Consider the following 26,102-nt stretch of genomic DNA (forward strand, 5'->3'; position numbering starts at 1 on the left):
GGGATAAATTGAAAATATCAGGATTCCCCAAGCCAAAAATTCATTCGGTTATCTCAATCAGATTGCCTTCCGGACCCTCAATACAACTCTCATAATAGCCGTCACCTGTAATACGCGGACCGCTTACCACCCGATAACCATTGTCATAAAGAAGTCCGGTCAACCGATCTACCTCCGATTGGCTACCCACAGCGAAAGACAAATGAATGTACCCGGTGCGGAACATATCTTTCGCCTCATCTTTCATATCGGGACGAGACATGATTTCCAGCCTTGCCCCATCACCAAACGACAAGATATACGTACGTAACCCTGTCCGAGGATTATGATACATCTCATTGGAAACCGCCCCGAAGAAGCGGACAAAAAACGTCTTCACTTCTTCCAATTCATTAACATACAAAGCAATATGGTCTATTTTCATCATACAAATCCTTATATAAAGAAATTCTGTTTTATCAAGCTGAAAATCCCCTCAGAGTGTCTTATTTTTAGAAAAGGCTGGCTCTTCTTTATGAGTCAGCCTTTCCCAAAATAAAACATTATCAACGATGCAGAATCAACGCCGAACGTGCGCCCACACTCACCTTTCCTCCTTGCAACGTGCCCAATCCAGCATCCGGAGCAATCCGTCCGTCACGGCATACTACCTGCCAAACACCTGCCGGCAATTCTACAGACGTAGCATGGTCGCGTGCATTCAGTATCACCGTTATATCCGTCCACGCATCTCCATTAGGCTGTCCTTTCAAGCGGAACGCAACCACATTATCTTCAGTTGCAGGTAAGAACTCCAGATATTTACGTACCGAATCGGCATCCCCCATACGGAAAGCCGGATGAGCACGCCGCATTGCGATAAGTCCGCTTACATAATCGAACAAGTCCCGGTTTTGTTTTTTAAGTTCCCAATGAATGGCATTGATTTCATCCGGACTATTGAATGAATTATGAACACCCTGCTTGTCGCGCATCACTTCATCGCCCGCAAAGATAAACGGCACGCCTTGAGAAGTCAATACAGCTGTCAATGCCAACTTATGCAAATCTTTACGCACATTTACCGAAGCCTGTGGCATAGTAGCCTTCAGCCTGTCTGCCAAGCACATATCATCGTGACAACTTACATAACTGATAAATTGTGTAGGCTGTAATGCCCAGAATTTAGGCACTTTATGAGCCCCTTCGCCATTGACTTGCGGATGCTCGATGCCGCCTGCAATACCGAAACGAATACCAGCCTCATGCCCTTTCAATCCGGCAAGGAAAGCACCTTGGGCATCATTGCCGAAAGGACCACGCAAGCTATCGCGAAACTCATCGCTAAATGCGGCGATGCGGGACAAGCGGTCAATATTGTTTTTCATCGCCAACGAATCCATCGGCAATTGAGGCGCACCTGCAGCCCAACCTTCTCCATATATATAAATAGTAGGGTCTATTTCGTCTACAGCTTTACGGATGGCACGCATGGTTTCCAAATCGTGAATGCCCATCAGGTCGAAGCGGAAACCATCGACATGATATTCGTTCACCCAGTATTTCACACTTTCCACCATATATTTACGCACCATGGCACGCTCAGACGCTGTCTCATTACCACACCCCGAAGCATTGGCAAAATTCCCTTCCGGTGTCTGACGATAAAAATAACCGGGAACGGTACGCTCGAAATTGCTCCCTTCGGTCACTGCCGTATGATTATACACCACATCCATCACCACACGGATACCTGCCTGATGCAGCGCCATCACCATTTGTTTAAATTCACGGATACGAACCTCCGGAGCATACGGGTCGGTCGAATAAGAACCATCTGGCACATTATAATTCTTCGGGTCATATCCCCAATTGTACTGAGGAGTATCCAGCTTCGTTTCGTCCACTGATGAATAATCAAACGAAGGCAAAATATGAACATGTGTTACACCCAGCTCTTTCAGATGGTCGATGCCTGTTTTCTGCCCGCGAGCCGTTTTTGTCCCATTCTCCGTCAGAGCCAAAAACTTGCCTCGGTGGTCGATTCCCGATAAAGAATCGATGGAAAAATCCCGGTGATGCATCTCATAAAGAACTATGTCGGCAAAGCTTTTCAGTTCGGGACGCACGTCTTTGTCCCAACCTTCAGGGTCAGTCGCATTCAGATCGATGACAGCGGCCCGGTCTCCATTCACGCCAACTGCCTTCGCCCATACTCCCGGCGTATCGCCCAACCATACCCCTTTTACCTTTACATCGAACGTATAAAACTGACCGTCCAAGTCTTCAGATACCTCGGCACGCCATAAACCATTTTCGGCTGCCTTCATCGCCACCGTACGCGTAGGCTGCCCTCCCTGACCTTCGGCATACAGCTTCAGGTTCACTTCTTCTGCTGTAGGCGCCCACAGTGCAAACCGGGTTTCCTGCGGTGAATAAACCATCTCTTCCCAGTCACCTTTCACGACCGGATAATCAGCAAACGATTCATAATCGTTTTTTACGGACTGGCAACCCATAGCCGCCAATACCGGCAAAATCAGCAAGTGTCTTAACTTCATGGATTATTTTTATTAAGTTAGATAATGAATTTGTAGCTAAAGATACACCTTTTCATTACATGAGAAAAACCGATAGAAAAAATATAGAACTTTAACGTAGTTTTATTAAGTTGATTATTAGGCATTTTCATCACTCCGCATGAGGTATTTATAGAAGCATTCACTTTTATTTCATACCGGTTTTCTCCCGATACAAACAAAAGAAACCACTAAAACTTACCTTGCTAAAACAGGAAAAGCAACTACAGCTTTTTTATATTTTTATTATCCAAAATCGCGTCTACAAATATCTGAGACCGCTATTTCCACTTAATTTAATTTATATTTTCATTATTCGAAGGGTGGTTTCCGTCCAGTCTCCCTATCTTTGTGAGATAATTCTTAAATCACTCTAATACCAAGATAACGTATGACAATTATTTTTCGAATTCAGTATCACACGAACTGGGGTGAAAACCTCCGCGTTCTTATAGACGAAAAGACCACTGTAGAACTGACCACTGTAGACGGTTATTGTTGGCAAGGACAAACCGATTACCTGCCCGATACACCCGTCCCACTCGTCACTTACCGTTATGAAGTATGGCAAGACAACTGCTGCATCCGACGTGAATGGGGTATCCTGCCACACATTTTGTATATAACCGACACACAAGAACGTCATTATCTGGTGCAAGATACGTGGCGAGACCTGCCTGCCGCTTCTTATCGGTTCAGTTCTGCATTTTGTGGTGAAAATGTTTCACAACGCATCGAAACACTCCAGACACCCGGAAACGATACAGCCATCGTCATCCGTGCCTTATGCCCGTCGAATGGGAAAAGCACGCGCATATTAGGCATCACCGGTAACTGCAAGACATTAGGCAACTGGGGCGAAACAGCTCCCCTCCGCATGCACGAAGTAAAGCCTAATGAATGGCAAGTAGCAATAGATGCTACCATATTGCCCCCTGACTTCACATATAAGTATGTCACCCTCTCTCCAGAAGACGGTAGCATAACCGAATGGGAAGCACACGAAAACCGCAGCATCACACCTCCGTCGCTCCAGCCTGGTGAGACCTATGTCACTCCCGAAGAAGAAGTATTCTTCGCCAGCGAAAGCTACAAGATAGCCGGATGTGCCATTCCTGTATTCTCGCTCCGCTCTGAAGGCAGCTATGGCGTGGGCGACTTTGGTGACCTGAAGAGTTTCATCCGCTGGGCTGCACACACACACCAGCGTGCCGTACAGGTCCTCCCCATCAACGACACGACAATGACCGGTACATGGACCGACTCGTATCCATACAGTAGCATTTCCATCTATGCTTTCCATCCGATGTATGTCGATTTACGGCAACTTCCAGCCTTGAATGACCAGGCATCTGCCATCACATTCGAACAGAAGCGCAACGAACTGAACGCTTTGCCACAAGTAGACTACGAAGCTGTGAACCAGTGGAAACGAGCTTACCTAAAAGCTATTTTCCAACAGGAACAAGATACAGTACTTAACTCGAACGGATTCTGCGAATTCTATCGTGAGAACGCCGAGTGGCTACGCCCGTATGCAGCATTCTGTTACCTGCGCGACAAGTTCCAGACACCTGACTTCCACCAATGGCAAGACTACAGCACTTACCATCCGGAAACAGCCGAACAACTGTGCACACCTGACAACGAAGCCTATCCCGAAACCATGTTCCACTGCTACGTGCAGTACCTGCTTCATGTCCAACTGCTGGATGCCTGCAACTACGGACGTAAACTAGGAGTCATCGTCAAAGGCGACATCCCCATCGGTATCAGCCGTACCAGCGTAGAAGCATGGGTAGAACCTTATTATTTCAACATGAACGGACAGGCCGGTGCACCGCCCGATGCGTTTTCTACCAAAGGACAAAACTGGGGCATGCCAACCTATAATTGGAAGGTAATGGAAAAAGACAATTACCAGTGGTGGCAACGCCGTTTCCGTAAAATGGCAAATTACTTCACCGCTTACCGCATCGACCATATCCTGGGGTTCTTCCGCATTTGGGAAATTCCTATCCACTCTGTTCATGGACTGCTGGGACAGTTCGTTCCATCGCTCCCGATGAGCGTGGAAGAGATAGAAAGTTACGGACTGCATTTCCAGAAAGATTTCATGACCCGTCCTTTCATCAACGACCACATGCTGGACGAAATGTTCGGAACACGCAGTCAGGAAGTGCGCGACACCTTTGTGCGCCATGAACACCACGACATCTACTCGATGCGCCCCGAATTTGACACCCAACGGAAAATAGAAGCATACTTTGCCGGACGCACAGACACCGAAAGTATCAACCTGAAAGAAGGACTGTATGCACTGGTAAGCAATGTTCTGTTCATCCCCGACCGCGACAACTCCACAATGTACCATCCACGCATTGCTGTGCAGAACGATTACATCTACCGCCAACTGACCGGACAGGAACAGGATGCTTTCAACCGATTGTATAATGATTATTATTACCGCCGCCACAATGAATTCTGGTATCACGAGGCAATGAAAAAGCTACCAATACTCACACAAGCCACTTCGATGCTGGTATGCGGCGAAGACTTGGGAATGGTGCCCGACTGCGTACCCTGGGTAATGGAACAACTGCAAATCCTTTCGCTCGAAATCCAACGCATGCCGAAAAACCCGCAAGATGAGTTCGGACACGTACACTCCTATCCGTTCCGCTCGGTATGTACCATTGGTACACATGACATGTCTACCTTCCGGGGTTGGTGGGAAGAAGACCGAAACGTAGCTGCCAGATTCTTCTATCACGAACTGGGACACTGGGGAAATTTGCCTGAACATGCTCCGGGATGGCTGTGCGAGGATGTTGTGCGCCGTCACCTATACAGCCCATCAATGCTCTGCATCCTGACATGGCAGGACTGGCTGGCAATGGATGAACAATTGCGCAACCCCGATGTAACCATCGAACGCATCAACGTACCCGCCAACCCGAAACACTACTGGCGTTGGCGTATGCATCTCACACTGGAAAATCTGATTAAACAAGATGCCTTCAATGACAAAGTACGCCGGATGATAGACGAAAGCGGAAGATAAAAATAATTACGCGACTGCACGGACGATTGTAGTTCGTCCGTGCAGTCGCGTGCTATTCGAAACAATAAGATTATAAAAACACTCATAAACCATGAAAGAAATACCTAACCTTAGTTTCTGGAAACTGTGGAACATCAGTTTCGGCTTTTTCGGCGTACAGATAGCCTACGCCCTGCAAAGCGCCAACATTAGCCGCATCTTCTCCACGCTGGGTGCCGACCCTCACAGCCTGAGTTACTTCTGGATACTACCTCCCCTAATGGGAATCATCGTACAGCCGCTCATCGGAGTGTTCAGCGACCGTACATGGTGCCGTTTCGGCAGGCGCATCCCTTATTTGTTCATCGGAGCCATCATCGCCGTATTGGTAATGTGTATGTTACCCAATGCCGGGAGCTTCGGTATGACCGTATCGGCAGCTATGGTTTTCGGTCTGTTCTCACTGATGTTGCTCGACACCTCCATCAACATCGCCATGCAACCGTTCAAAATGATGGTAGGTGACATGGTGAACGAGAAACAAAAGGGACTTGCCTATTCCATACAAAGTTTCCTCTGCAATGCCGGAAGCCTTGCAGGCTACCTCTTTCCCTTTATTTTCGCTACTCTTGGCATCAGCAATATCGCTCCCAAAGGTGTTATCCCCGACTCGGTCATCTACTCATTCTACGTAGGCGCCACCATCTTAATCCTATGTGTTATCTACACCACCGTGAAAGTGAAAGAATATCCACCGCAACTCTATGCCGAATACCATGGCATTGCCACTAGCGGAGAAGAAGAAAAAACAAATGTGTTCCGCCTGCTGGTCAAAGCACCGAAAGCTTTCTGGACGGTAGGGCTGGTACAGTTCTTCTGCTGGGCAGCATTCATGTTCATGTGGACATACACTAACGGAACGGTAGCCGCCAACGTATTCGACACACCTTCTGTCGAAATCGTGAAAGACGGAATAACCTCGCTGGTACTCGATACACAATCGAAACAATACCAAAATGCAGGCGACTGGGTGGGTATTTTATTTGCCGTACAGGCCATCGGTTCGGTTATATGGGCGGTAATCCTGCCTTCTTTCAAGAGCCGCAAGCTAGTTTATTCCTTGAGTCTGGTACTGGGAGGCATCGGCTTTGTGTCTACCTTCTTCATCCACGACCAATACCTGCTGTTTGTTGCATTCCTGCTGATAGGTTGCGCTTGGGCTGCCATGCTGGCTCTTCCGTTCACCATCCTGACCAACTCACTATCGGGCGGCCACATGGGAACATATTTGGGACTTTTCAATGGAACCATCTGCATCCCACAAATTGTAGCAGCCGCTACAGGAGGACAAATACTTCATTTATTCACCCGTGAAGGCAATGTTCCTCCCGAAGTAAATATGCTGGTACTGGCTGGCATATTGCTCTTTGCCGGTGCTTGCTGTGTGGGATTCATCAAAGAAAAGAAAGCGTGAACAAAAGATAGAATTCATAGCAAGACGCAGCCGGTTGCGGAAGCCCGCGGATATAGGTGCGTCGGCAAACTCATATAAGTCCATCCGCTGTAAGATTAATAATCTTCAGGCTGTAAGATTATTAATCTTACAAGCGGAAGATTATTAATCTTACACCAGACGAAGTTATCTTCACTTTATCAACACACCATACGAACCCTTTTCTGTCATATCCACACAAGCTATCCCTAATGATTCACATTCGTCCCTCAATCGTTTTTTATACGATTCATTCAATGCATTATCAAACACAACCTTCCTCAACTGGAAAAGAGCAGTCAAATCCTCCATATCTCCTTTAAATCCTTTACATATATAAATATAGTCAAGCGGAAGCCGTTCCGTTACTTCTTTGTCTTTCCAGCGTGCATCATTAGCCAGTGCTACCCGTAATGTTTTTATTTGACAGATACCATTCTTTGCAAATAATTGCACGACATTGTGCTCGCGCTTTGTATAGATGCCAGAACGAGAAAAATAAAGATAATCCTCTGTCGAAGCCAGACGGTCAACAAGAAATGTAACCATTAAAACATCCAAACAACACAAAACTGCAATCAGTTTCCGGGCAGACCTACGGGAAACATACAATAAAGCTGCCACTATACACAAAGCCAACAGCCACGCCTGCAACGGAGAAAAATAAACAGACGTAATTTGAGACCCAGACAACCCCTGTACCCACTCCATTATCCCATTCAATACTTGCACTGACAAAGACAATCCTTTCACCAGCCAAGATATCGCTCCGCATACCAAACAGATTAGCGTCAATGCTAAAATAACAACAGATAAAGGAGTCACAACCAGATTGGCAAGTAAAAAATAAGTAGGAAATGTACCGAAATAACACAAGATAAAAGGAAGTGTCCCCAGCTGGGCTGCAAACGATATTGCCAAAGATTGCCAAAGATAATTGAGTACCCACCAACGACTATGCAACAGCCTTTCCACCAACGGATAAATAACCAGCAAAGACAATACAGCCACAAAAGACAACTGAAAACTGACATCAAACAGATACATCGGTTGATAAAGCAACATCAAAAAAGCAGCCAACGAAACGGATGAGACACCTGCGAACCTACTTTCTGTAAATACGGCAGCCACCACACACAAAGTATACATGACCACCGCACGAATCACCGAAGGACTTAAACCTGAAAGAAAAGCAAAGCTCCATAAAAAAATTACAATCAAAATACTTAAGAGCCATTTTCCACCACGCACATATCGCAAAGGATAAAGTATCCACGACACAATGAAAGCCAATAGAACAATATGCATTCCAGACAATGCCAATATGTGACTGGTTCCTGCAGCCGTATACGAATCTTTCAGTTCTTGTGTCAACTCGCTCTTATCCCCTACCGTAAGTGCCGAAACCACAGCAAGAACTTCTCCTTCCAACCCCCACGACTGGAAAATACGAACAATCTGCTCACGATAAAGCAGAGCACGCTGCCGGAAAGAAAGACTTGTATGGCTCTTCAGTTTCTGCCAGTCTCCGGCAAAGGCTACCGCAGTACCTGCGATACCTTGACGCTCCAGATACAATCCATAATCAAAACCGGAAAGTTCAACATCCGAAACCGGACGACTGATACGTGAACGAAAGACCAAACGATCACCGCATGACAATACACCTTGAATAGAATCCGGCATCCAGTATAACACAATTTTCCGGTCCACAGCCTGCCAGCACTGTGCCGAATCGACTTTCATACATTCTACTTGCACCACTGCCTGCATGGTTTTCGGCTTATGATGAGGAACATCCATGATTGTACCGATGTAAACAACCGGTTTTTTTACCCATGCATAACGAATCGCCTCCCGCTCTGATAAAAACAAGACTGCCCCTAATAAAGCGACATTCATATAAACCACTATCCCGAAAAGCATCCGCCACCGGTAAACTTTCAAAGGATAGCATGCCAAAGCAATTACAAAAGTACATCCCCATGCTATCTCCAGCTCTGACACACATGTGATCTCCGAAAAGAAAAATCCGGAAACAAAAATTCCGGTTGCCAAAGCAAGAGTCAACCGGAACAACGGGTAAGCAGTCAAACGGTCAAGCACATCAATGAGCCAATGATTTCAGTTGATGCACCATTTCTCCAAAATCGGGTGCCTTAAACACCGTACTTCCTGTCACCAACACATCTACTCCCGCTTCTACCAGCCGGGCACCTGTTTCCAAGTTTACTCCTCCATCCACTTCTATCAACACATCAGCCTGCTTTCGGTCAATCAATGAACGTAAGGCGCGTACTTTATTTATGGTATTTTCAATAAACTTCTGTCCACCAAATCCAGGATTTACACTCATCAGCAGTACCATGTCCACATCATTGATAATGTCTTCCAACATTGACACCGGGGTGGATGGATTCAGTGTCACACCAGCCTTCATACCGGCATCTTTTATCTGTTGTATTACCCGATGCAAGTGCACACAAGCCTCGTAATGCACATTCATCATCATTGTCCCCAACTCTTTCACTTCACGGAGAAACTTCTCGGGCTGCACAATCATCAGATGTACATCCAATGGCTTCTGTGAAAGTTTCGCCACATATTTCAATACGGGAAATCCAAAAGAAATGTTCGGTACAAACACACCGTCCATGATATCAATATGCAACCAGTCGGCATCACTCTGATTTACCTTCTCAAGTTCTAGTTCCAGATTGCTGAAATCGGCAGCAAGCAGGGAAGGAGATATTTTCAAGTCTGTTTTCATACGTCTTAGTTATTAATGAATAACAAACATACGTAAATTTATTCAGATATCCTGCTGTTTTTAAGAAAAATTGTGCAAAACAAACTCACCCCCCATTTTAAGAAACTGTTCCTATGACACCTACTTCGTCAAGCTGAACCGCAAACCCACTTGAAGATTAAAATTAAGTGGATGTTCCTTCCGGATAGTTTCCACATCACTTCCATCATCAAAATAATATGCAATACCCGGCTCGGCATACAATCCTATCTGCGGTGTGATGTTCACTTGTACACCTGCAGCCGCCGTTACCGACCATTGCCATTCCTTAATATGCAACGAGTGATGTTCCGTCTCACGCGAAGTCATTCCGTTGACATAAACCACATCCTGACTGGCAGACACACATTTTTCCACCATTCCACCTGCCGAAGCATAAAGCGAAATCCACCGGCTGTCAAACAGTGAACGATGCAATTTCACCGGTACGCCGATATAATGCAACTTCTGCTCTTCTTCGAGATAGGTATCCGTCCCCGAACGAAGGTCGGACGAAAGGAGCGTATAAGTTAACCCTGTCTCAAGTGCCCATCGGGACGAGAAATTCCATTTAAACGATGCCCCCACTGTGACAGGCATCTTGTGATGTATCTCGGTCTTCGAAGTCTGATCACGATTATTAAACAATAACTGATTATAAGCAGTACGTCCGGCATCTTCGGAAGCCATCACCATATCCGATACCGAAACTTGCGCAGCCTGTAAACTCAATCGACCTACCCCATTGAATGAGTTAGACGAACTGAAAGGCATATTTCCTGTATTGAGCCCTATTGACCAATGACGGTTTTCAGCATTTTCCTTTTTCCCTTCCCACACTTCACGGTTCCGCTGCATCTGTTCCTGATCAAATGCACGGTGATGCTTACGCACCTTTGATTCGGAAGCAGAGAGAAGATTTTCTCCTGTTTGTCGTGTACTCTCCTCACCTTCTGGCGTCGCAACCGTTTCCGAATCATCCACCTCCGACAAAGACTGCACCGGCGACTCACTTAGCGAATGTGTCATTCGGGCATCAGCCAGTAAAGGTGTTTCGACTGCCACCTTCGATAAAGGACAGGATACAGAAGGAAGCAAAGGTTTTTCATCAGGAGCAACTGGGAAGGTATTCTTTTCTGCCACCACAGCATCGGGCTGCTCAAGTTCTTCAGCCCAGAATCCTGCTAACCAAGCAGTAAGAACCGATACAGATACCACCAACGCCGCTGCAACAGCTACAGCAAAACGCCGCATCCGCCACATCGGCACAACCTTCGGCGAAGATGACATTTCTGCTTCCAGTCTTTCCCACAACCCTTCAGGCAAAGGTTCGGAATAGTCCTCCATCTTTTTCTTAAAATGTGCAGCCCATCTGTCTTTGTCCATCATTGCAACTCCTTTTTTCTATAATTATTAATTTTTTTAATCAGCAAATTCTTTGCCCGATAGAACTGGGACGATGAAGTATGCTCCGTGATTCCCAGCATCGAAGCTATTTCCTTATGACTCTTATCCTCGAACACATAAAGATTAAACACTGTGCGGTAGCCTTCAGGTAATTCCTTGACCATCTGCATCAAAACCGAGGGAGGTATGCCATTGAAATCGTCTTCGTCAGCATCGGGCATATCGGGAATCTCATCCAGCAACACTTCCTGCTGTACTTGGGCATTCCGCTTACGCAGATAGCCAAGTGCCTCATTGACCATCACCCGCGAAAGCCATGCCTTTAACGAACCTTCGCCCTGATAGGTAAACTGTTGGCTTATAGATTCAAAAATGCGCAGGAAGCCATCGTGCAAGATATCCTCGGCAACCTCTTTGTCTCCTGTATAGCGAAGACAAATAGCCAGCAAAGCACCACCATAACGCTCGTAGAGCAAACGGCGTGCCTGCATATCTTTCTGCTTACATCGAAGCACCAGTTCTTCTTCTGATATGTCTGCTTTCTGTTGCATTTTTATTGAAAATGTAATGATTGTGCAAATACTGCATCGACTCTTCCAAAAATATGCGTTAAATTGTTTTAACAAAGGCAGATGCAGTAATTATGCCCCTCTCGCATTTATTCATAAAAATGACAAAGATACAGATTTTATGATGAAAGCAAAATACTTTTTAGTTGCCTTGACTATTGCGGGGCTTATGGGAACTCTTCCCTCTTGTACACTGACCAAGGACGATACCCTCGACAACCTGACCCAAAGCGATGCTGGCACATTCTCCACCTTGGGCACTGTAATGATGAACGGAGAACTCTTGTCCATTGAATCGGACAGATACGGCACTCTGATGCCCGAAAACCCAGAAATGATCAGCCAAATAGACGCCGACTCTACCGGACAACGCGTACTGATAGGATTCGTCTACTTAAACTATGTCACTCCACGAAGCACCCACGAAAGTTACCCTGTGCGTATTGTCGACCTGCTTTATAAAGTGGAAACCCGAAGAGCCGAAATGCTAAAAGCAGACAGTGTAGACATTTTTGGAACTGACCCGCTGCAAATCACCAATGCATCGCTCAGCAAAAATCACCTCAATATCCAATATACTTACGAAGGAAGTGCACAAACTTATCATCGGTTCAATCTGATAGTGAAAGAAGGCAGCAGTCCCGATACCGAAGGCCTGCTACCCGTAGAATTACGACACGATGCCGGAGGTGATTACGCCACCACCTCCACCGAATCGATGATTTCGTTCACACTGGAAAGCATCGACCAGTTCTCCCCTTCCGGTTACAAAGGTTTCAGAATTTTCTATAACAGTGGGGCAAACAGCCGTGCCGAATGGAAAGCACTGAAAGAATAAATTCTTTCATCTGCTGGAAACTATAATTTTACCCTTACCTCACCGTTGCCGCGTCCGTATGGCGATAACCTCGCAGAAAATCGGAAACATCCATCCGTTTCTTGCCTGCCAGCTGCAACGACAGGAGATGAAGGTAACCATCTGTAGTAGCTACCTTGAAATAAGACTTTCTGTCGGTCACAATGGTACCAGGAACCAGCGAATGGCTGGCAAATTCCTTGGTTGTCTCATATATCTTCAATGTAACAGGCAATGCATCCGGTTCACACAGTTCTGTCCACGCAGCAGGATAAGGTGACAATCCACGGATAAAGTCGTATACCGCCTTCACGCCTTTCGTCCAGTCGATGCGACACGTTTCCTTGAATATCTTTGGTGCCGGATGAAGGACGGTTCCTTCTGCCAATTTTTCCTGTGGAACAGTCTTCACACTATTATTAAGGATAGCATCGACAGTCTTCAGCACCAGATTACCCCCTAGCCTCATCAGTCGGTCATAAACCATACCTACATTGTCCGTGTCGGCTATGGGAACACGGACCTGGTCGATAATTTCTCCCGTATCGATTTCGTGCTTTAGAAAGAAGGTAGTGATACCCGTTTCTGTCTCTCCATTGATGACCGCCCAATTGATAGGAGCCGCTCCCCGATATTGAGGCAATAAGGAAGCATGAAGATTAAATGTACCCAAACGGGGCATTTGCCATACCACTTCGGGCAACATCCGGAACGCCACCACGATTTGAAGGTCAGCATGCAAGGCACGAAGTTCTTCCAGAAAATGTTCGTCTTTCAGTTTTTCTGGCTGCAACACCTTTAATCCTTGTGAAACAGCATACTCTTTTACCGGACTGGGCTGGAGCACACTTCCGTGACGTCCCACCGGCTTGTCGGGCATCGTGATAACCCCTACTACATTGTATCCGCCCTCTACCAGACATTTCAGGCTCTCCACTGCAAATTCGGGAGTACCCATATAGACGATACGTAAATCAGTCTTTTCCATATATCTTTTTCTTGTTTATGTTTCTCATTCTGCCGAGAGGTCTACCAACACCTGACGATAGGTATTCAGCATTTTCGACTTCGACACGAATCCCAAATAACGGTTAGCCTCATCTACTACCGGCAAGTTCCATGCACCCGTAGTATCAAATTTCTTCATCACCTCTTCCATCGAATCGGTTTTTACGATGCGTGCCTTAGGCTTTTCCATAAAGCCTTCCACCCAATACCGGTGATACAGCTCCTGGCGAAAGATAATGTTCCGTATGTCGTCCAGCTTCACGATGCCTATCAATTCATCGTTGACATCAACCACGGGAAACAGATTACGTTTCGACTGAGAGATAACTTTCACCATCTCGCCTAAATCCATGTCTGGGCGAACTTTCAGAAAATCGTTCTCCACAATACTCTCGATGTTCATCAATGTCAGCACTGCCTTGTCTTTATGATGAGTTATCAGTTCGCCCTTCTTCGCCAGCCGCATCGAATAGATGCTATGAGGTTCGAACACAATAATAGTAAGGTAGGCACACACCGAAACAATCATCAGTGGCAAGAACAAGGCATAACCACCTGTCAGTTCTGCAATCAGGAAAACACCTGTCAGAGGAGCATGCATTACGCCCGACATCAGACCCGCCATTCCCATTAAAGCAAAGTTCTTTTCCGGAATATAAGTAGTGGCCAAATCACATTCATTGCATACGTACGAGAAAACGAAACCGGCAATACACCCTAGGAAAAGGCTCGGAGCAAAAATACCACCACAGCCTCCACCGCCGTTCGTAGCACTGGAAGCAAACACCTTAAACAGGATAATCAGTAACAGGTAAGGTATCAGTAAGTGCGTATCGCCATAAAAAAGCGAATTATTCATTACCGTGTCCCATTCGCTCTCCTTGGTACCGTTCAGCAGCAGTGTAATAGTATCGTAGCCTTCACCGTAAAGCGGCGGGAAAAGGAAAATCAGAACACTCAACATCGCTCCTCCTATCACAAACTTCACGTACGGGTTGGGATAACGGCGAAAGATATTCTCTATCCAGTTCATTGCACGGGTAAAATACCATGCCACCAATCCGCAGAAGATACCCAGCCCGATGGCATAAGGAATACGCTCCAGCGAAAAAGGATAATCCAGATGAAACTGGAACATCGCCTCCGTACCCGTCAACAGGTAAGACACCGAAGCAGCTGTCACGCTAGTGATAAGCAACGGAAGCAAGGATGCCATTGTCAAGTCAATCATCAGCACTTCCAGCGTAAACACCAGCCCCGCAATGGGTGCCTTGAAGATACCAGATACTGCCCCGGCTGCCCCGCATCCCACCAGAAGCATTAACGTCTTATGGTCCAGGCGAAACAGGCTTCCCAAGTTAGAACCGATAGCCGAACCAGTCAGCACAATCGGCGCCTCGGCTCCCACTGAACCACCGAAGCCGATGGTTATTGCCGAAGCACACACTGACGACCACATATTATGCCGCTTGATGTGACTCTGCTTCCGCGAGATAGCATACAAGATTTTTGTCACCCCATGACTGATGTCATCACGCACTACCTTACGGATAAACAATCCTGTAATAAAAATACCGACCACCGGATATACCAAGTACAGCCAGTTGGCACCCATCGGGTCGAAACGGTCAGTCAGGAACTCTTTGATATATTCTACCAGAAACTTCAACACGTAAGCTGCCAGTGCCGTAAACACACCTACCAGCAAGCTCAGTATCAGAATGAACTGTTTGTCTTTAATGTGCTTCTCGCGCCACTTGATGAAACGCTGAAGCACATCCCATTTCTCTTCAGAAGTCCTCATTATTTTCAGTTATTTAATTCACCCGGAAGAAACACGGATACATGCAGATTTTCATGAATTATCATTCCATAAATAAAAAATCGCTTCATCGTGTTAACCCCCGTTTCTTTCCTCGCATGGAGTTCATTTCATTCACGGATAATCTTCACTTCGCCCCCTTTACCCAACTTAATGATGCTGGATGGTTTGGGATGACCGGTTTCTTCCCGACGATAATCTACCACATAATCCACAGCCTGCTTGATTTCCTCACTTATTTCGCTGAATACTGCCGGTGACGGCTGCCCGCTGATATTTGCCGAAGTGGAAACGATAGCCTTGCGGAAACGAAAACAAAGTTCTTTCGAAAAAGCCTCATTGGTCACACGGATACCTACACTCCCGTCTTCGGCAAGCAGGTTAGGTGCCAAATTTCTCGCGCCATCGTAAATGATGGTCAAGGGTTTGGTGGTCATCTCTATCAGATCCCATGCTACAGGAGGAACCTCACGTACATAAAAGTCGACCTTCACCGGACTATCTACCAGCACAAGCATCGCCTTACTGTCTGCCCTCCGCTTGATTTCATACACCCGTTTCACTGCTTCCTCGTTGGTAGCATCACACCCGATGCCCCATACCGTATCAGTGGGATAGAGAATCACTCCTCCTTTATACATCACTTCACATGCTTTCCTGATTTCTTCTTTCATCATATCATACCTATTTATATAAGGAATACAGAAGCGTCGAGACACAAAAACACAAAAAAATCTTCAAGAAAACGCTTTGCGCCTCCGCGTCCTTGTGTTCCAAAAACCACAAGTCGCACAAAAGTACAAAACTTTCATTAAATTTGCACGAAGAAAGCCTTACTTTATGACAACCGAACGAAAAATCATCCATATTGACATGGATGCCTTCTATGCATCTATCGAACAACGCGACCATCCCGAGTTGAAAGGAAAACCCGTTGCCGTAGGCCACGCCGACAAACGCGGCGTAGTGGCTGCTGCCAGCTACGAAGCCCGCAAGTACGGTGTACGTTCTGCCATGTCGTCGGTCAAAGCGCGTAAACTCTGCCCTCATCTTCATTTCATCGAAGGCAGAATGGACGTGTACAAAGAAGTATCAGCACAGATACACGAAATCTTCCACCGCTACACCGACCTCATCGAACCCATCTCGCTGGACGAAGCCTTTCTCGATGTGACCGAGAATAAGAAAGGCATGGAACTGGCGGTAGACATAGCCCGTGAAATCAAACGAAGCATCCGCGATGAACTGCACCTCATAGCTTCGGCAGGTATATCCTACAACAAATTCCTCGCCAAAGTAGCTTCCGACCTCCGCAAGCCTGACGGCTTATGCACCATCCATCCGGCACAGGCACAAGACTTTATCGATCACTTACCTATTGAGGCTTTTTGGGGTGTAGGCCCCGTCACGGCACAAAAAATGCATATTCTAGGTATCTATAACGGACGGACATTGCGCGAATGTTCGCTGGAAATGCTTGTGCGCCAATTCGGTAAAGCTGGACAGATTTACTACGATTTCGCCCGCGGTATTGACAACCGGCCTGTAGAACCAACCCGTATCCGTAAATCCATCGGGTGCGAGCATACCCTGGAAAAAGACATATCTGTACGTTCTGCGGTCATCATCGAATTATACCACGTGGCCTGCGAACTGTGCGAACGCTTAGAACGGAAAAACTTCCAAGGCTCTACCCTGACGCTTAAGGTGAAATTCCATGATTTCACCCAAATCACCCGTAGCTTGAGTACAGACAAACCGCTCCGCACCCTGAAAGAAATCCTCCCTCTCGCCAAGCAATTACTGAATGGAGTAGATTACGAAACTCACCCTGTGCGCCTGCTGGGACTTTCCGTATCCAATCCCAAAGAAAATTCGTTTACCTCTTGCAACAGCGAGAAAAAAGAATGGATTCAACTCCGGCTAAACTTTGACGAATAAGTATTAACAGACAACTATAATGCAATGATACGGCTTTCCGAAGTAAATTCTAATGCAGAAAGATTGAAAGAAGTAAGCCAATAGGCACGGCAAGACAAAGAACTGACAGGCAAGCATGCCACTTCCTGATTCAGCCGATGAAAAAAAACAGAAAACGGCTCGCTACCTTTTCTTTCTATAAAAAAAGGAGACACGAAAATCATGCCAGGCAACCATTCTGTATGACTGATTTCCTCTGCCAACGGATATATCCGGACAACATTCCCAGCTTCATCCAATTCAAGCACCGGAAAAGACAACCAATCCCCTGTATTCACTTGGTAAACACGGTGCGTAGCCACACGTCTCATTTTCTGTTCTCTATTTTCCTGACAGGTTGTATTTGACTACGGCCTACCACTCTTTCTTTCCGCTCCAGCCTTGATGTATCTCTGACTGCAACAGTATCCGGCACAGAAACAGCTTCTTTCTCTTTTACGTGATAACGGGTCAAATGGATATCATTTACCAATAACGATGTTCCCGTAGACTCTTCATCCATAAAATAAACAAAACCACTGATGCTTTGAATGGCAAAAGCCGAATCGGGACGCAGATACAAACGCTGCATCCCCGAATGTGTAACCATGCGGGTCAAGCCTTGCACACTGTCGTTATCGAAATAAAAATTAAGTGCCATGACAGCCTTGCCCGATTGTTTCGCCGAAGAAGGGATAAAGTGGAAATCAGCCTTCAGCTCCATGGCATCATAAGGCTTAAATGTCGTATCCGTCTTCAAATCAAAAACCACCTTGTTGGTCAACGGAGAAGCAGAGAGCCAATACAACGGACGGTCTTGCCATACATCTACCGTATCGCCCGACATCGAGACATCAATCTGATTGTCCCGCTTTGCCACTACTTCCTTCATCTGCTTTTCCTCTTTCTCCAACCGTTCCTGCAAGCTGCGGTAAATTGTTGCCAGTTCCTCTGCATGACGGGTATACCATACCATCGACGAGTCAAACTCGGCCTCGGTCACCTGATGCTTTTGGAAAACATAATCCAAATAAGCGTCTTTCTTGTACGATTCGGCATACGGCAACGAGGTGCTCATGGTAGAAGCCAGATGATAATCATACAGCAGGCTCTCCATGGCATCCGGCTGGATAATGTCATCGGGAATCTTCTTCCCGCAACTTGCCAGCAAGCCTAAAGCCAATACTACATACAATCCAGTCGTTGTTCTCATGATTGTTTTTCTTCCTTGGTATTCTCCATTTTCTGAAACTCTTGTCCCAATGTCCGACTATAAAACAAAAATGCAGCAATCACTCCACAACTGATTGAAGCGTCTGCAAAATTAAAAATGGGACTGAAGAAAATAAAGCGGTCACCGCCACAGAAAGGCATCCAGTCGGGCCAATAAGTATCAATAATAGGGAAATAGAACATATCCACCACCTTGCCATGCAGCCAAGAGCCATATCCTTCACCTACCGGCACCCAATGGGCCAGTGTATAAGAAGTACTCTCGCTGAAAATTTCACCATAGCACACACAATCAATGATGTTGCCTATGGCTCCAGCCAGCATACAAGCCAAACAAACGATATACCCTGTTTTCAACTTTTCTGCCCGATGCGTAGCCTTATACAAATACCACGTAATGAATATGACTGCCACAATACGGAACATCGTAAGAAGTAGCTTCGGAAGGATTTCCATTCCAAAAGCCATTCCTTTATTTTCCACAAAAACAAGATAAAACCAATCTGTAATATGAATGCTTTCGTGTAAGTACATTCCTGTCTTCACACAAATCTTGATTACCTGGTCTATTACCAATACCACGAAAACTATCAAAGCCGCCAGACGCCCTTGCGTCAGAATCTTCTTCATCTATCCACTTTATTATAGGTGACAAGCCAACGAGTTGACAAGTTGACAAGGTTCTTTCGGACATTTTATCTTTCTATCTTACAGCCCTGTCACCTTGTCAACCGATACCTTGCCGACTCAATCATTTATTTTACTCCGTGCTGCTTTGCCTCAATGCTCAGCGTGGCATGAGGCACGGCACGCAACCTTTCTTTCGGAATCAGTTTCCCCGTCTCGCGGCAAATGCCGTACGTCTTGTTCTCAATACGCACCAATGCGGCACGCAAGTTCTGGATGAACTTCAGCTGACGGGCTGCCAGGCGGGTTGTCTCTTCTTTCGACAACGTGTTGGCACCTTCCTCCAATACTTTATAAGTAGGGGAAGTATCATCCGTATCGTTGCCGTCCGTATTCATGATACTGCTTTTCAATTTTTCATAGTCGCGCTCGGCGAGCTGAAGTTTCTCCATGATAATAGCGCGGAATTCTTCGAGTTCTGCGTCAGAATATCTTGTCTTTTCAGCCATAAAATAATAATTTTAAAGTTAATAATTAGAGTTTCGACACTTTCACATACAACGTGAAATCATCAAAGTTCAGTTCAACACCACCCGGCACCTCATCAGACAGTTCCAATGAGTTTGCCAGCACTTGGTTGCAAATATACGTATTATATTCTTTTACCGCATCATCTGTATTCGGATTTTTTGACAATACCAAATGAATCTTGTCGGTTATCTCAAAACCACTGTTCTTACGGATATTCTGAATGCGGTTCACCAGTTCACGTGCTATACCTTCACGGCGCAAGGATTCAGTGATGGTCACCTCAAGTGCTACCGTCAGCTTGCCTTCGTTAGCAACCAGCCAGCCGGGGATATCTTCGCTGTAGATTTCCACATCAGTGGCTTCGATGAGTGCCTCGCCGTCTGCCAGCTGAAGATTGTATTTGCCGTTCCGTTCCAGTTCGGCAATGGCTTCCTGCGACAATTCTGCCACAGCTGCCGCTACGGCTTTCATCTGCTTACCGAACTTCGGCCCCAGCTTCTTGAAGTCACATTTCACCTTCTTCACCAGCACACCGGCTTCTTCTACAAACTGAAGCTCTTTCACATTCACCTCACTTAAAATCAAATCCTTCACTGCCTCGATGTGACGTTTCTGTTCCTCATCCACTACGGGAACCATGATGCATTGAAGCGGCTGGCGCACCTTGATATTCACCTTGCGGCGCAAAGCCAGTACCATCGAAGTCACATCCTGCGCCATCTGCATACGCGCTTCCAGTTCCTTGTCTATCAGGCTTTCATCCGCTACGGGGAAGTTTGCCAAGTGTACCGATACCACATGGTCACGCTCCGTCACCTTTATCAGGTCCATATACAGGCGGTCGGCATAGAACGGTGCAATCGGAGCCATCAGTTTCGCCACCGTTTCCAGACAAGTGTATAAGGTCTGGTAAGCCGACAATTTGTCTTGCGACATCGCGCTTCCCCAGAAACGTTTCCGGTTCAGGCGTACATACCAGTTGCTCAGGTTATCGTTTACGAAATCCGTTATCAAGCGTCCTGCCTTTGTAGGCTCGTAATCATTGAAGCAAGCATCTACATCTTTTATCAACGAATTGAGCAAAGACAGAATCCAGCGGTCGATTTCCGGACGTTCTGATACCGGCACTTCTTTCTCGGCATAGGTAAAGCCGTCTACATTGGCATAAAGAGCAAAGAACGAATACGTATTATATAAAGTGCCGAAGAACTTGCGGCGCACTTCATCTACTCCGTCCGTATCAAACTTCAGGTTATCCCACGGAGCCGAGTTCGTAATCATGTACCAGCGCAAGGGGTCGGAACCGAACTTCTCGATGGTACTGAACGGGTCTACCGCATTGCCCAAACGTTTCGACATCTTGTTTCCGTTCTTATCCAACACCAATCCGTTGGAAATGACATTCTTGTAAGCCACGCTATCGAATACCATCGTAGCTATCGCATGGAGGGTAAAGAACCATCCGCGGGTCTGGTCTACACCTTCGGCGATGAAATCTGCCGGATAATACGAGCGGCTATCCACCAGTTCCTTGTTCTCGAACGGATAGTGCAATTGCGCGTAAGGCATCGAACCCGAATCAAACCATACGTCTATCAGGTCCGCCTCGCGCTTCATCGGTTTGCCCGCAGGCGAAACCAAGATGATATCGTCCACATACGGACGGTGCAAGTCTATCTTGTCGTAATTCTCTTTCGTATATTTGCCCGGCACGAAGCCCAGTTTCTTGTACGGATTCTCCGCCATGAAACCAGCCTCAACCGCTTTCTCGATTTCATTATACAGTTCTTCTACCGAACCGATGCAGATTTCGGCACCGTCTTCGTCACGCCAGATAGGAAGCGGAGTCCCCCAATAGCGCGAACGGCTCAGATTCCAGTCGTTCAGGTTCTCCAGCCACTTGCCGAAGCGTCCCGAACCGGTCGATTCCGGTTTCCAGTTGATGGTCTTGTTCAGTTCAATCATCCGGTCCTTGCAAGCCGTAGAGCGGATAAACCAGCTGTCCAGCGGATAGTAAAGCACCGGCTTGTCGGTACGCCAGCAGTGTGGATAGTTGTGTACGTGCTTTTCCATCTTGAACGCCTGGTTTGCCTGCTTCATCTTCATGCAGATATATACATCGAGCGATTCAGCCGCTTGCGCCGCCTTCTCATCATACTTGCCATCAACGGTGAACTGTGGGTCGTAAGCGTTCTTCACCCATCTGCCCTGATACTCTTTATAGGTATCCACGTCTACACATTCGGCTACGAACTTCTCGTCCAGCTCGTCCAGCAGGTAGAACTTACCGGTCAGGTCCACCATGGGGCGTGTCTCGCCTTTCTTGTTAATCATAAAGAGCGAAGGGATGCCTGCGGCTTTTGCCACGAAAGCATCGTCAGCACCGAACGTAGGAGCGATATGTACGATACCCGTACCGTCTTCTACGGTCACATAGTCACCCGCAATGACACGGAAAGCTTTTGCAGAAGCGTCATGCCAGTTTCCGTCTTCGTCCAGCTCTACCGGCTTCACCCACGGGAAAAGCTGCTCGTATTCCATGCCTACCAAGTCGGGACCCTTGTATTCGCCCACTACCTTAAACGGCACCAGCTTGTCGCCCGGCTTGTAGTCTTCCAGCGCCATGCCTTCCGCCTTCTTGTTGAAGTGTGTGTAAAGCAAAGCCTTTGCCAGGACCACCGTTATCTTCTCGCCGGTATAAGGATTGTAAGTCTGCACGGCTACATAGTCTATCTTCGGACCAACGCAGAGCGCGGTATTCGAAGGCAATGTCCACGGTGTAGTGGTCCATGCCAGGAAATAAGGAGTTCCCCACTCCGCCATTTCGGGTTTCGGGTTCTTTATCTTGAACTGGCCTACTACAGTAAGGTCTTTTACGTCCCGGTAACATCCCGGCTGGTTCAGTTCGTGCGAGCTAAGTCCCGTGCCTGCCGCGGGAGAATAAGGCTGGATGGTATATCCCTTATACAGCAAGCCTTTCTTATAAAGTTGTTGCAAAAGCCACCACAAGGTTTCGATGTAGCGGTTGTCATACGTAATATACGGATTATCCAAGTCTACCCAATAGCCCATCTTATGGGTCAAGTCGGTCCATTCCTTGGTGAACTTCATCACGTCCGTGCGGCAATGCTGATTGTATTCAGCCACTGATATGGTCTTGCCTATGTCTTCCTTCGTAATGCCCAACGCTTTCTCTACACCCAGTTCCACCGGAAGCCCGTGCGTATCCCAGCCTGCTTTGCGCTTCACCTGAAAGCCTTTCATCGTCTTGTAACGGCAGAAAGTATCCTTAATGGTACGCGCCATCACGTGGTGGATGCCCGGCATACCGTTTGCCGAGGGAGGTCCTTCGTAAAACACAAAAGAAGGATGCCCTTCACGTTCCGTCATACTGCGGGAGAACACATCGTTCTCGTCCCATTTCTTCAGCACTTCCTTGTTGATGTCAGAAAGGTTCAGTTGTGAATATTCAGTAAATTTCTTACTCATATAGAATGCATTTATCTTTTTCGTTTTTTCTTCGGAAATACCCTTCCCGAATTTAGGCTGCAAATTTATAAGAAAAAAGAATATCCGGAAAACTTTTCAGCTAATATTCACATAAACAAGCGTTAATTTGTTTCGGCACATGGTAAAGACGATGTGCACATCGTCTCTACGGAAACGGTGCGAAACGTATAGGAAGATTCTAAGCCGTTCCATCATACATTAGTTCATACCCTGCCCAACAAACTTATCGGAGAAAATAAGGTGAAGAGTTTCACACTATCAAAACTCTTTTCTATCTTTGCAACGACAATAAACAAAGACTTATGAACGCTATTGTGACGCAGATGGTTATTCTGTTCATCATCGTAATCATCGGCTACTTCCTGAGCAAAAAGAAAATGATGGACGCGGATTTCGACCGCAAACTATCTGTTTTAGTGATTAACGTAACCTGCCCCAGCCTGATTCTGTCTTCCGTAATGGGCGACACGCTTCCCGATAAAGGTTTTATCCTGCCTCTGCTCGTCGTGGGATTCGCTACCTATATCGTTCTTATCGGCGGAGCTTTCCTGCTTCCACGGCTCCTGCCCGTAAAGGCTGCCGACCGGGGTATCTATAGTTTTATGCTGGCTTTCGGCAATGTAGGCTTTATCGGCTATCCCATTGTGGCTTCCATTTTCGGAGCAAACGCAGTGTTTTATGCCTGCATCCTCAATTTCCCCAGCACCTTGCTGATATTCGTGTTCGGCACCCTCTTCGTTTCGGGAGGAGAAGGCAAGGTACGCTTCGATTGGCGCACACTCTATTGTCCGGCGATGATAGCTTCTTACCTTTCCATTCTGATTGTAGTGACCGGCTGGATACCTCCCAAAGTGCTCAGCACGCCTTTCGTCCTCTTGGGCAACATCACCGTGCCCGCCGCCCTGCTCATCGTAGGCTCTTCCATTGCCCAGGTCCCTATCTGGCGCATGTTCAGCAATACGGCTATCTACCTCATGTCTGCCCTCCGCCTGATGCTGGTTCCCCTCCTGATATTATACCTCTCGCGCCTGTGCCGGGTAGAGGAAACCATCGCCAACATCAACGTGGTATTGGCAGCAATGCCCGTAGCTTCCTACGGCACTCTGTTCTGCATCCAGTATGGGAAAGGGGAAGTCATCATGGCGGAAGGCACGTTTATCACCACCTTGCTTTCGGTGATTAGCATTCCTTTGCTAACGATGTTTTTATAAAATGAATATCCACAAACATCCCATGTAGGGGCGTATCGCATACGCCCGAATGCATCTACTTATCCACGTGGATGTCTTCGGGGCGTATGCGATACGCCCCTACAAGCAAATTGGGTAAAATGCGGACATTCATTAACTATTTTTATTAACCCATTTTTTGTCTTGATTATTGCAACCATTTTAGGTGGATGCAATAACCATCCGGCAAGCCCTACTCTATTAAATAAGGTGGAAAGCCTGATGCAAGCACAACCGGACAGCGCATACACCTTATTGGCTTCTATCAATACAGATACACAGAAATCAATGATTCCTTATCTATTGCTTCCAACGAATCGAAAATACTCGAAATAGAAAACCGCTACAAGCACCAAAAACTGAAAACCGAGAATGCCGAGCTTCGGCTCAGGCAAACAGGCTATCTGCTGGCTTGCGCCGTATGCCTGATAGTAGTCTTAATCGTGCTTTGGATTTACTTCGGCTACCGCAAGCGGACGGAAAAGAGACTCCTGCTGCAACAAGCCGACCTGCGCGATACACGCAACCGCCTGCTGGAACTGTCCATCGAGATGGAGCGGAAAAACGCCCTGCTGAAACATTCGGAAGAAGAGGAAAAGGCACTGGAGCGGATGCGCGAAGAAATGGAAACACTGACCGCACGCTATCGCACCCTGCGGGAAAACATGCTGGAAAGCTCGCCTGTATACAAGAAACTGCACCAGCTGGCAAAGCAGAAGAAGCCGCAAAACACCCAGACGCTCATTAGCGAAGAGCTATGGGAGCAAATCAAGCAACAAGCGCAAAAGGTATATCCCAGCCTGCGCCGTTACGTCATCAACCGCTGTCCCGACCTGAACGAATCGGAATGGGCATACTGCTGCCTCTACCTATTCGGGTTCGACACCAACGACGAGGCATTGCTGCTTGGCATCAACACTTCTTCGGTACGCACCAAAACCTTGCGCCTGCGCTCGCGGCTGAACATCGACCTGCCCGCACAAATGTCACTTTATGAATATATTACCATGCAGATATAAGCTGCTTCTGCACATTTTTTTACCGCACTGGGTATAACGCAAATAGCCAATGTAGGGGCGTATCGCATACGCCCGGATGCACCAACTTACCCACGTGGACGCTTTCGGGCGTATGCGATACGCCCCTACAAGCAATTTGGCAAAATGAGGACATTCATTTAACAATTTATTTTCGAAAGGAAGACAATCGGTTTTCAGATGTCTCCTTTTTACGTTCTCCAATTGGAAACCGTACGTTTTTGATATCAAAACCGTATGTTCTCCAATTGAAAACCGTACGGTTTCCAATTGGAGAACGTAAAAGGGAGATGCCCGAAACAACAATAGGAGGCTTCCGCAAAGGCAATGGCATCCTTCCGAATATGCTTTGCACAAAAAGAAAGCGTCGCAAAACATGCTTCCGCATGCCTGCGACGCCTCTCGCTTTATACACCTTTAAACAAAATGAACT

20 protein-coding genes are annotated in these 26,102 nt (G+C 46.8%); 6 read left to right on the plus strand and 14 right to left on the minus strand.

The genetic code is table 11. From position 1 onward, the window contains the following. Nucleotides 1-40: 40 nt before the first annotated feature. Complete coding sequence (locus B5F25_RS02740; RefSeq protein WP_087247486.1) at nt 41-424, minus strand: VOC family protein; 384 nt, start codon at nt 422-424, stop codon at nt 41-43. Between the two features lie 121 nt (nt 425-545). Further along, nucleotides 546-2,540, minus strand: coding sequence for a type I pullulanase (gene pulA, locus B5F25_RS02745; protein WP_087247424.1), 1,995 nt, complete (start codon nt 2,538-2,540; stop codon nt 546-548). Nucleotides 2,541-2,949: 409 nt separating this feature from the next. Here pulA and B5F25_RS02750 point away from each other — a divergent pair, with 409 nt between their 5' ends. Both B5F25_RS02750 and B5F25_RS02755 read left to right on the plus strand, forming a co-directional pair. Then, nucleotides 2,950-5,622 carry a 4-alpha-glucanotransferase gene (locus B5F25_RS02750; RefSeq protein WP_087247426.1) on the plus strand — a complete coding sequence of 891 codons (2,673 nt, stop codon included), beginning with the start codon at nt 2,950-2,952 and terminating at the stop codon, nt 5,620-5,622. A 91-nt stretch (nt 5,623-5,713) separates the two neighbouring features. Then, complete coding sequence (locus B5F25_RS02755) at nt 5,714-7,075, plus strand: MFS transporter (RefSeq protein ID WP_087211308.1); 1,362 nt, start codon at nt 5,714-5,716, stop codon at nt 7,073-7,075. 171 nt (nt 7,076-7,246) lie between these two features. On the opposite strand, the gene B5F25_RS02760 is transcribed toward B5F25_RS02755, so the two are convergent. From B5F25_RS02760 to B5F25_RS02775, 4 genes are all read right to left on the minus strand, one after another. Further along, a complete protein-coding gene (locus tag B5F25_RS02760) occupies nt 7,247-9,100 on the minus strand; it encodes a ComEC/Rec2 family competence protein (RefSeq protein WP_241148341.1) in 1,854 nt (617 codons plus the stop codon). 100 nt (nt 9,101-9,200) lie between these two features. Further along, nucleotides 9,201-9,863 carry a ribulose-phosphate 3-epimerase gene (gene rpe, locus B5F25_RS02765; protein WP_087211302.1) on the minus strand — a complete coding sequence of 221 codons (663 nt, stop codon included), beginning with the start codon at nt 9,861-9,863 and terminating at the stop codon, nt 9,201-9,203. Between the two features lie 120 nt (nt 9,864-9,983). After that, the gene (locus tag B5F25_RS02770) at nt 9,984-11,270 is read right to left on the minus strand and encodes an outer membrane beta-barrel protein (protein ID WP_087247429.1); all 1,287 of its coding nucleotides are present in this window, start codon (nt 11,268-11,270) and stop codon (nt 9,984-9,986) included. After that, entirely contained in the window at nt 11,267-11,821 is a 555-nt protein-coding gene (locus B5F25_RS02775; RefSeq protein WP_087212366.1) for a sigma-70 family RNA polymerase sigma factor, read from the minus strand. The genes B5F25_RS02770 and B5F25_RS02775 overlap by 4 nt, the downstream gene beginning before the upstream one ends. 157 nt (nt 11,822-11,978) lie before the next feature. On the opposite strand from B5F25_RS02775, the gene B5F25_RS02780 reads away from it, so the two are divergent. Next, nucleotides 11,979-12,695: a NigD-like C-terminal domain-containing protein gene (locus B5F25_RS02780; protein WP_162614346.1), complete on the plus strand. Its 717-nt coding sequence runs from the start codon at nt 11,979-11,981 to the stop codon at nt 12,693-12,695. Nucleotides 12,696-12,729: 34 nt separating this feature from the next. Here B5F25_RS02780 and fmt read toward each other — a convergent pair whose 3' ends face one another. From fmt to B5F25_RS02795, 3 genes are all read right to left on the minus strand, one after another. Further along, a complete protein-coding gene (gene fmt, locus B5F25_RS02785) occupies nt 12,730-13,701 on the minus strand; it encodes a methionyl-tRNA formyltransferase (RefSeq protein ID WP_022038956.1) in 972 nt (323 codons plus the stop codon). A gap of 24 nt (nt 13,702-13,725) precedes the next feature. Beyond that, entirely contained in the window at nt 13,726-15,525 is a 1,800-nt protein-coding gene (locus B5F25_RS02790; RefSeq protein WP_022038957.1) for a chloride channel protein, read from the minus strand. Between the two features lie 128 nt (nt 15,526-15,653). Then, a complete protein-coding gene (locus tag B5F25_RS02795; protein WP_164470539.1) occupies nt 15,654-16,217 on the minus strand; it encodes an L-threonylcarbamoyladenylate synthase in 564 nt (187 codons plus the stop codon). 166 nt (nt 16,218-16,383) lie between these two features. Here B5F25_RS02795 and dinB point away from each other — a divergent pair, with 166 nt between their 5' ends. Continuing rightward, complete coding sequence (gene dinB / locus B5F25_RS02800; protein WP_087247435.1) at nt 16,384-17,484, plus strand: DNA polymerase IV; 1,101 nt, start codon at nt 16,384-16,386, stop codon at nt 17,482-17,484. Between the two features lie 14 nt (nt 17,485-17,498). Here the strand turns inward: dinB and B5F25_RS02805 are convergent, their stop codons facing one another. The 5 genes from B5F25_RS02805 to ileS all read right to left on the minus strand — a co-directional run bounded on the left by B5F25_RS02805 (nt 17,499) and on the right by ileS (nt 23,382). Further along, nucleotides 17,499-17,834 carry a hypothetical protein gene (locus B5F25_RS02805; protein ID WP_022038960.1) on the minus strand — a complete coding sequence of 112 codons (336 nt, stop codon included), beginning with the start codon at nt 17,832-17,834 and terminating at the stop codon, nt 17,499-17,501. Next, a complete protein-coding gene (locus B5F25_RS02810; protein WP_022038961.1) occupies nt 17,831-18,715 on the minus strand; it encodes a DUF4296 domain-containing protein in 885 nt (294 codons plus the stop codon). Before B5F25_RS02810 ends, B5F25_RS02805 begins: the two co-directional genes overlap by 4 nt. Beyond that, the gene (locus B5F25_RS02815) at nt 18,712-19,365 is read right to left on the minus strand and encodes a lipoprotein signal peptidase (RefSeq protein WP_022038962.1); all 654 of its coding nucleotides are present in this window, start codon (nt 19,363-19,365) and stop codon (nt 18,712-18,714) included. Before B5F25_RS02815 ends, B5F25_RS02810 begins: the two co-directional genes overlap by 4 nt. 125 nt (nt 19,366-19,490) lie before the next feature. Continuing rightward, entirely contained in the window at nt 19,491-19,871 is a 381-nt protein-coding gene (locus B5F25_RS02820) for a TraR/DksA C4-type zinc finger protein (protein ID WP_013619469.1), read from the minus strand. Between the two features lie 25 nt (nt 19,872-19,896). Beyond that, nucleotides 19,897-23,382 (minus strand): isoleucine--tRNA ligase, encoded by a 3,486-nt coding sequence (gene ileS, locus B5F25_RS02825; protein ID WP_087247488.1) that lies wholly within the window; start codon nt 23,380-23,382, stop codon nt 19,897-19,899. A 323-nt stretch (nt 23,383-23,705) separates the two neighbouring features. On the opposite strand from ileS, the gene B5F25_RS02830 reads away from it, so the two are divergent. Then, entirely contained in the window at nt 23,706-24,614 is a 909-nt protein-coding gene (locus tag B5F25_RS02830) for an AEC family transporter (RefSeq protein ID WP_087247437.1), read from the plus strand. 461 nt (nt 24,615-25,075) lie between these two features. Next, nucleotides 25,076-25,651 carry a hypothetical protein gene (locus tag B5F25_RS02835; protein WP_087247439.1) on the plus strand — a complete coding sequence of 192 codons (576 nt, stop codon included), beginning with the start codon at nt 25,076-25,078 and terminating at the stop codon, nt 25,649-25,651. The last annotated feature ends 451 nt before the right edge of the window (nt 25,652-26,102 follow it).

It is taken from the genome of Bacteroides sp. An19, assembly GCF_002160215.1.
In the GTDB taxonomy this organism is placed as follows: domain Bacteria; phylum Bacteroidota; class Bacteroidia; order Bacteroidales; family Bacteroidaceae; genus Phocaeicola; species Phocaeicola intestinalis.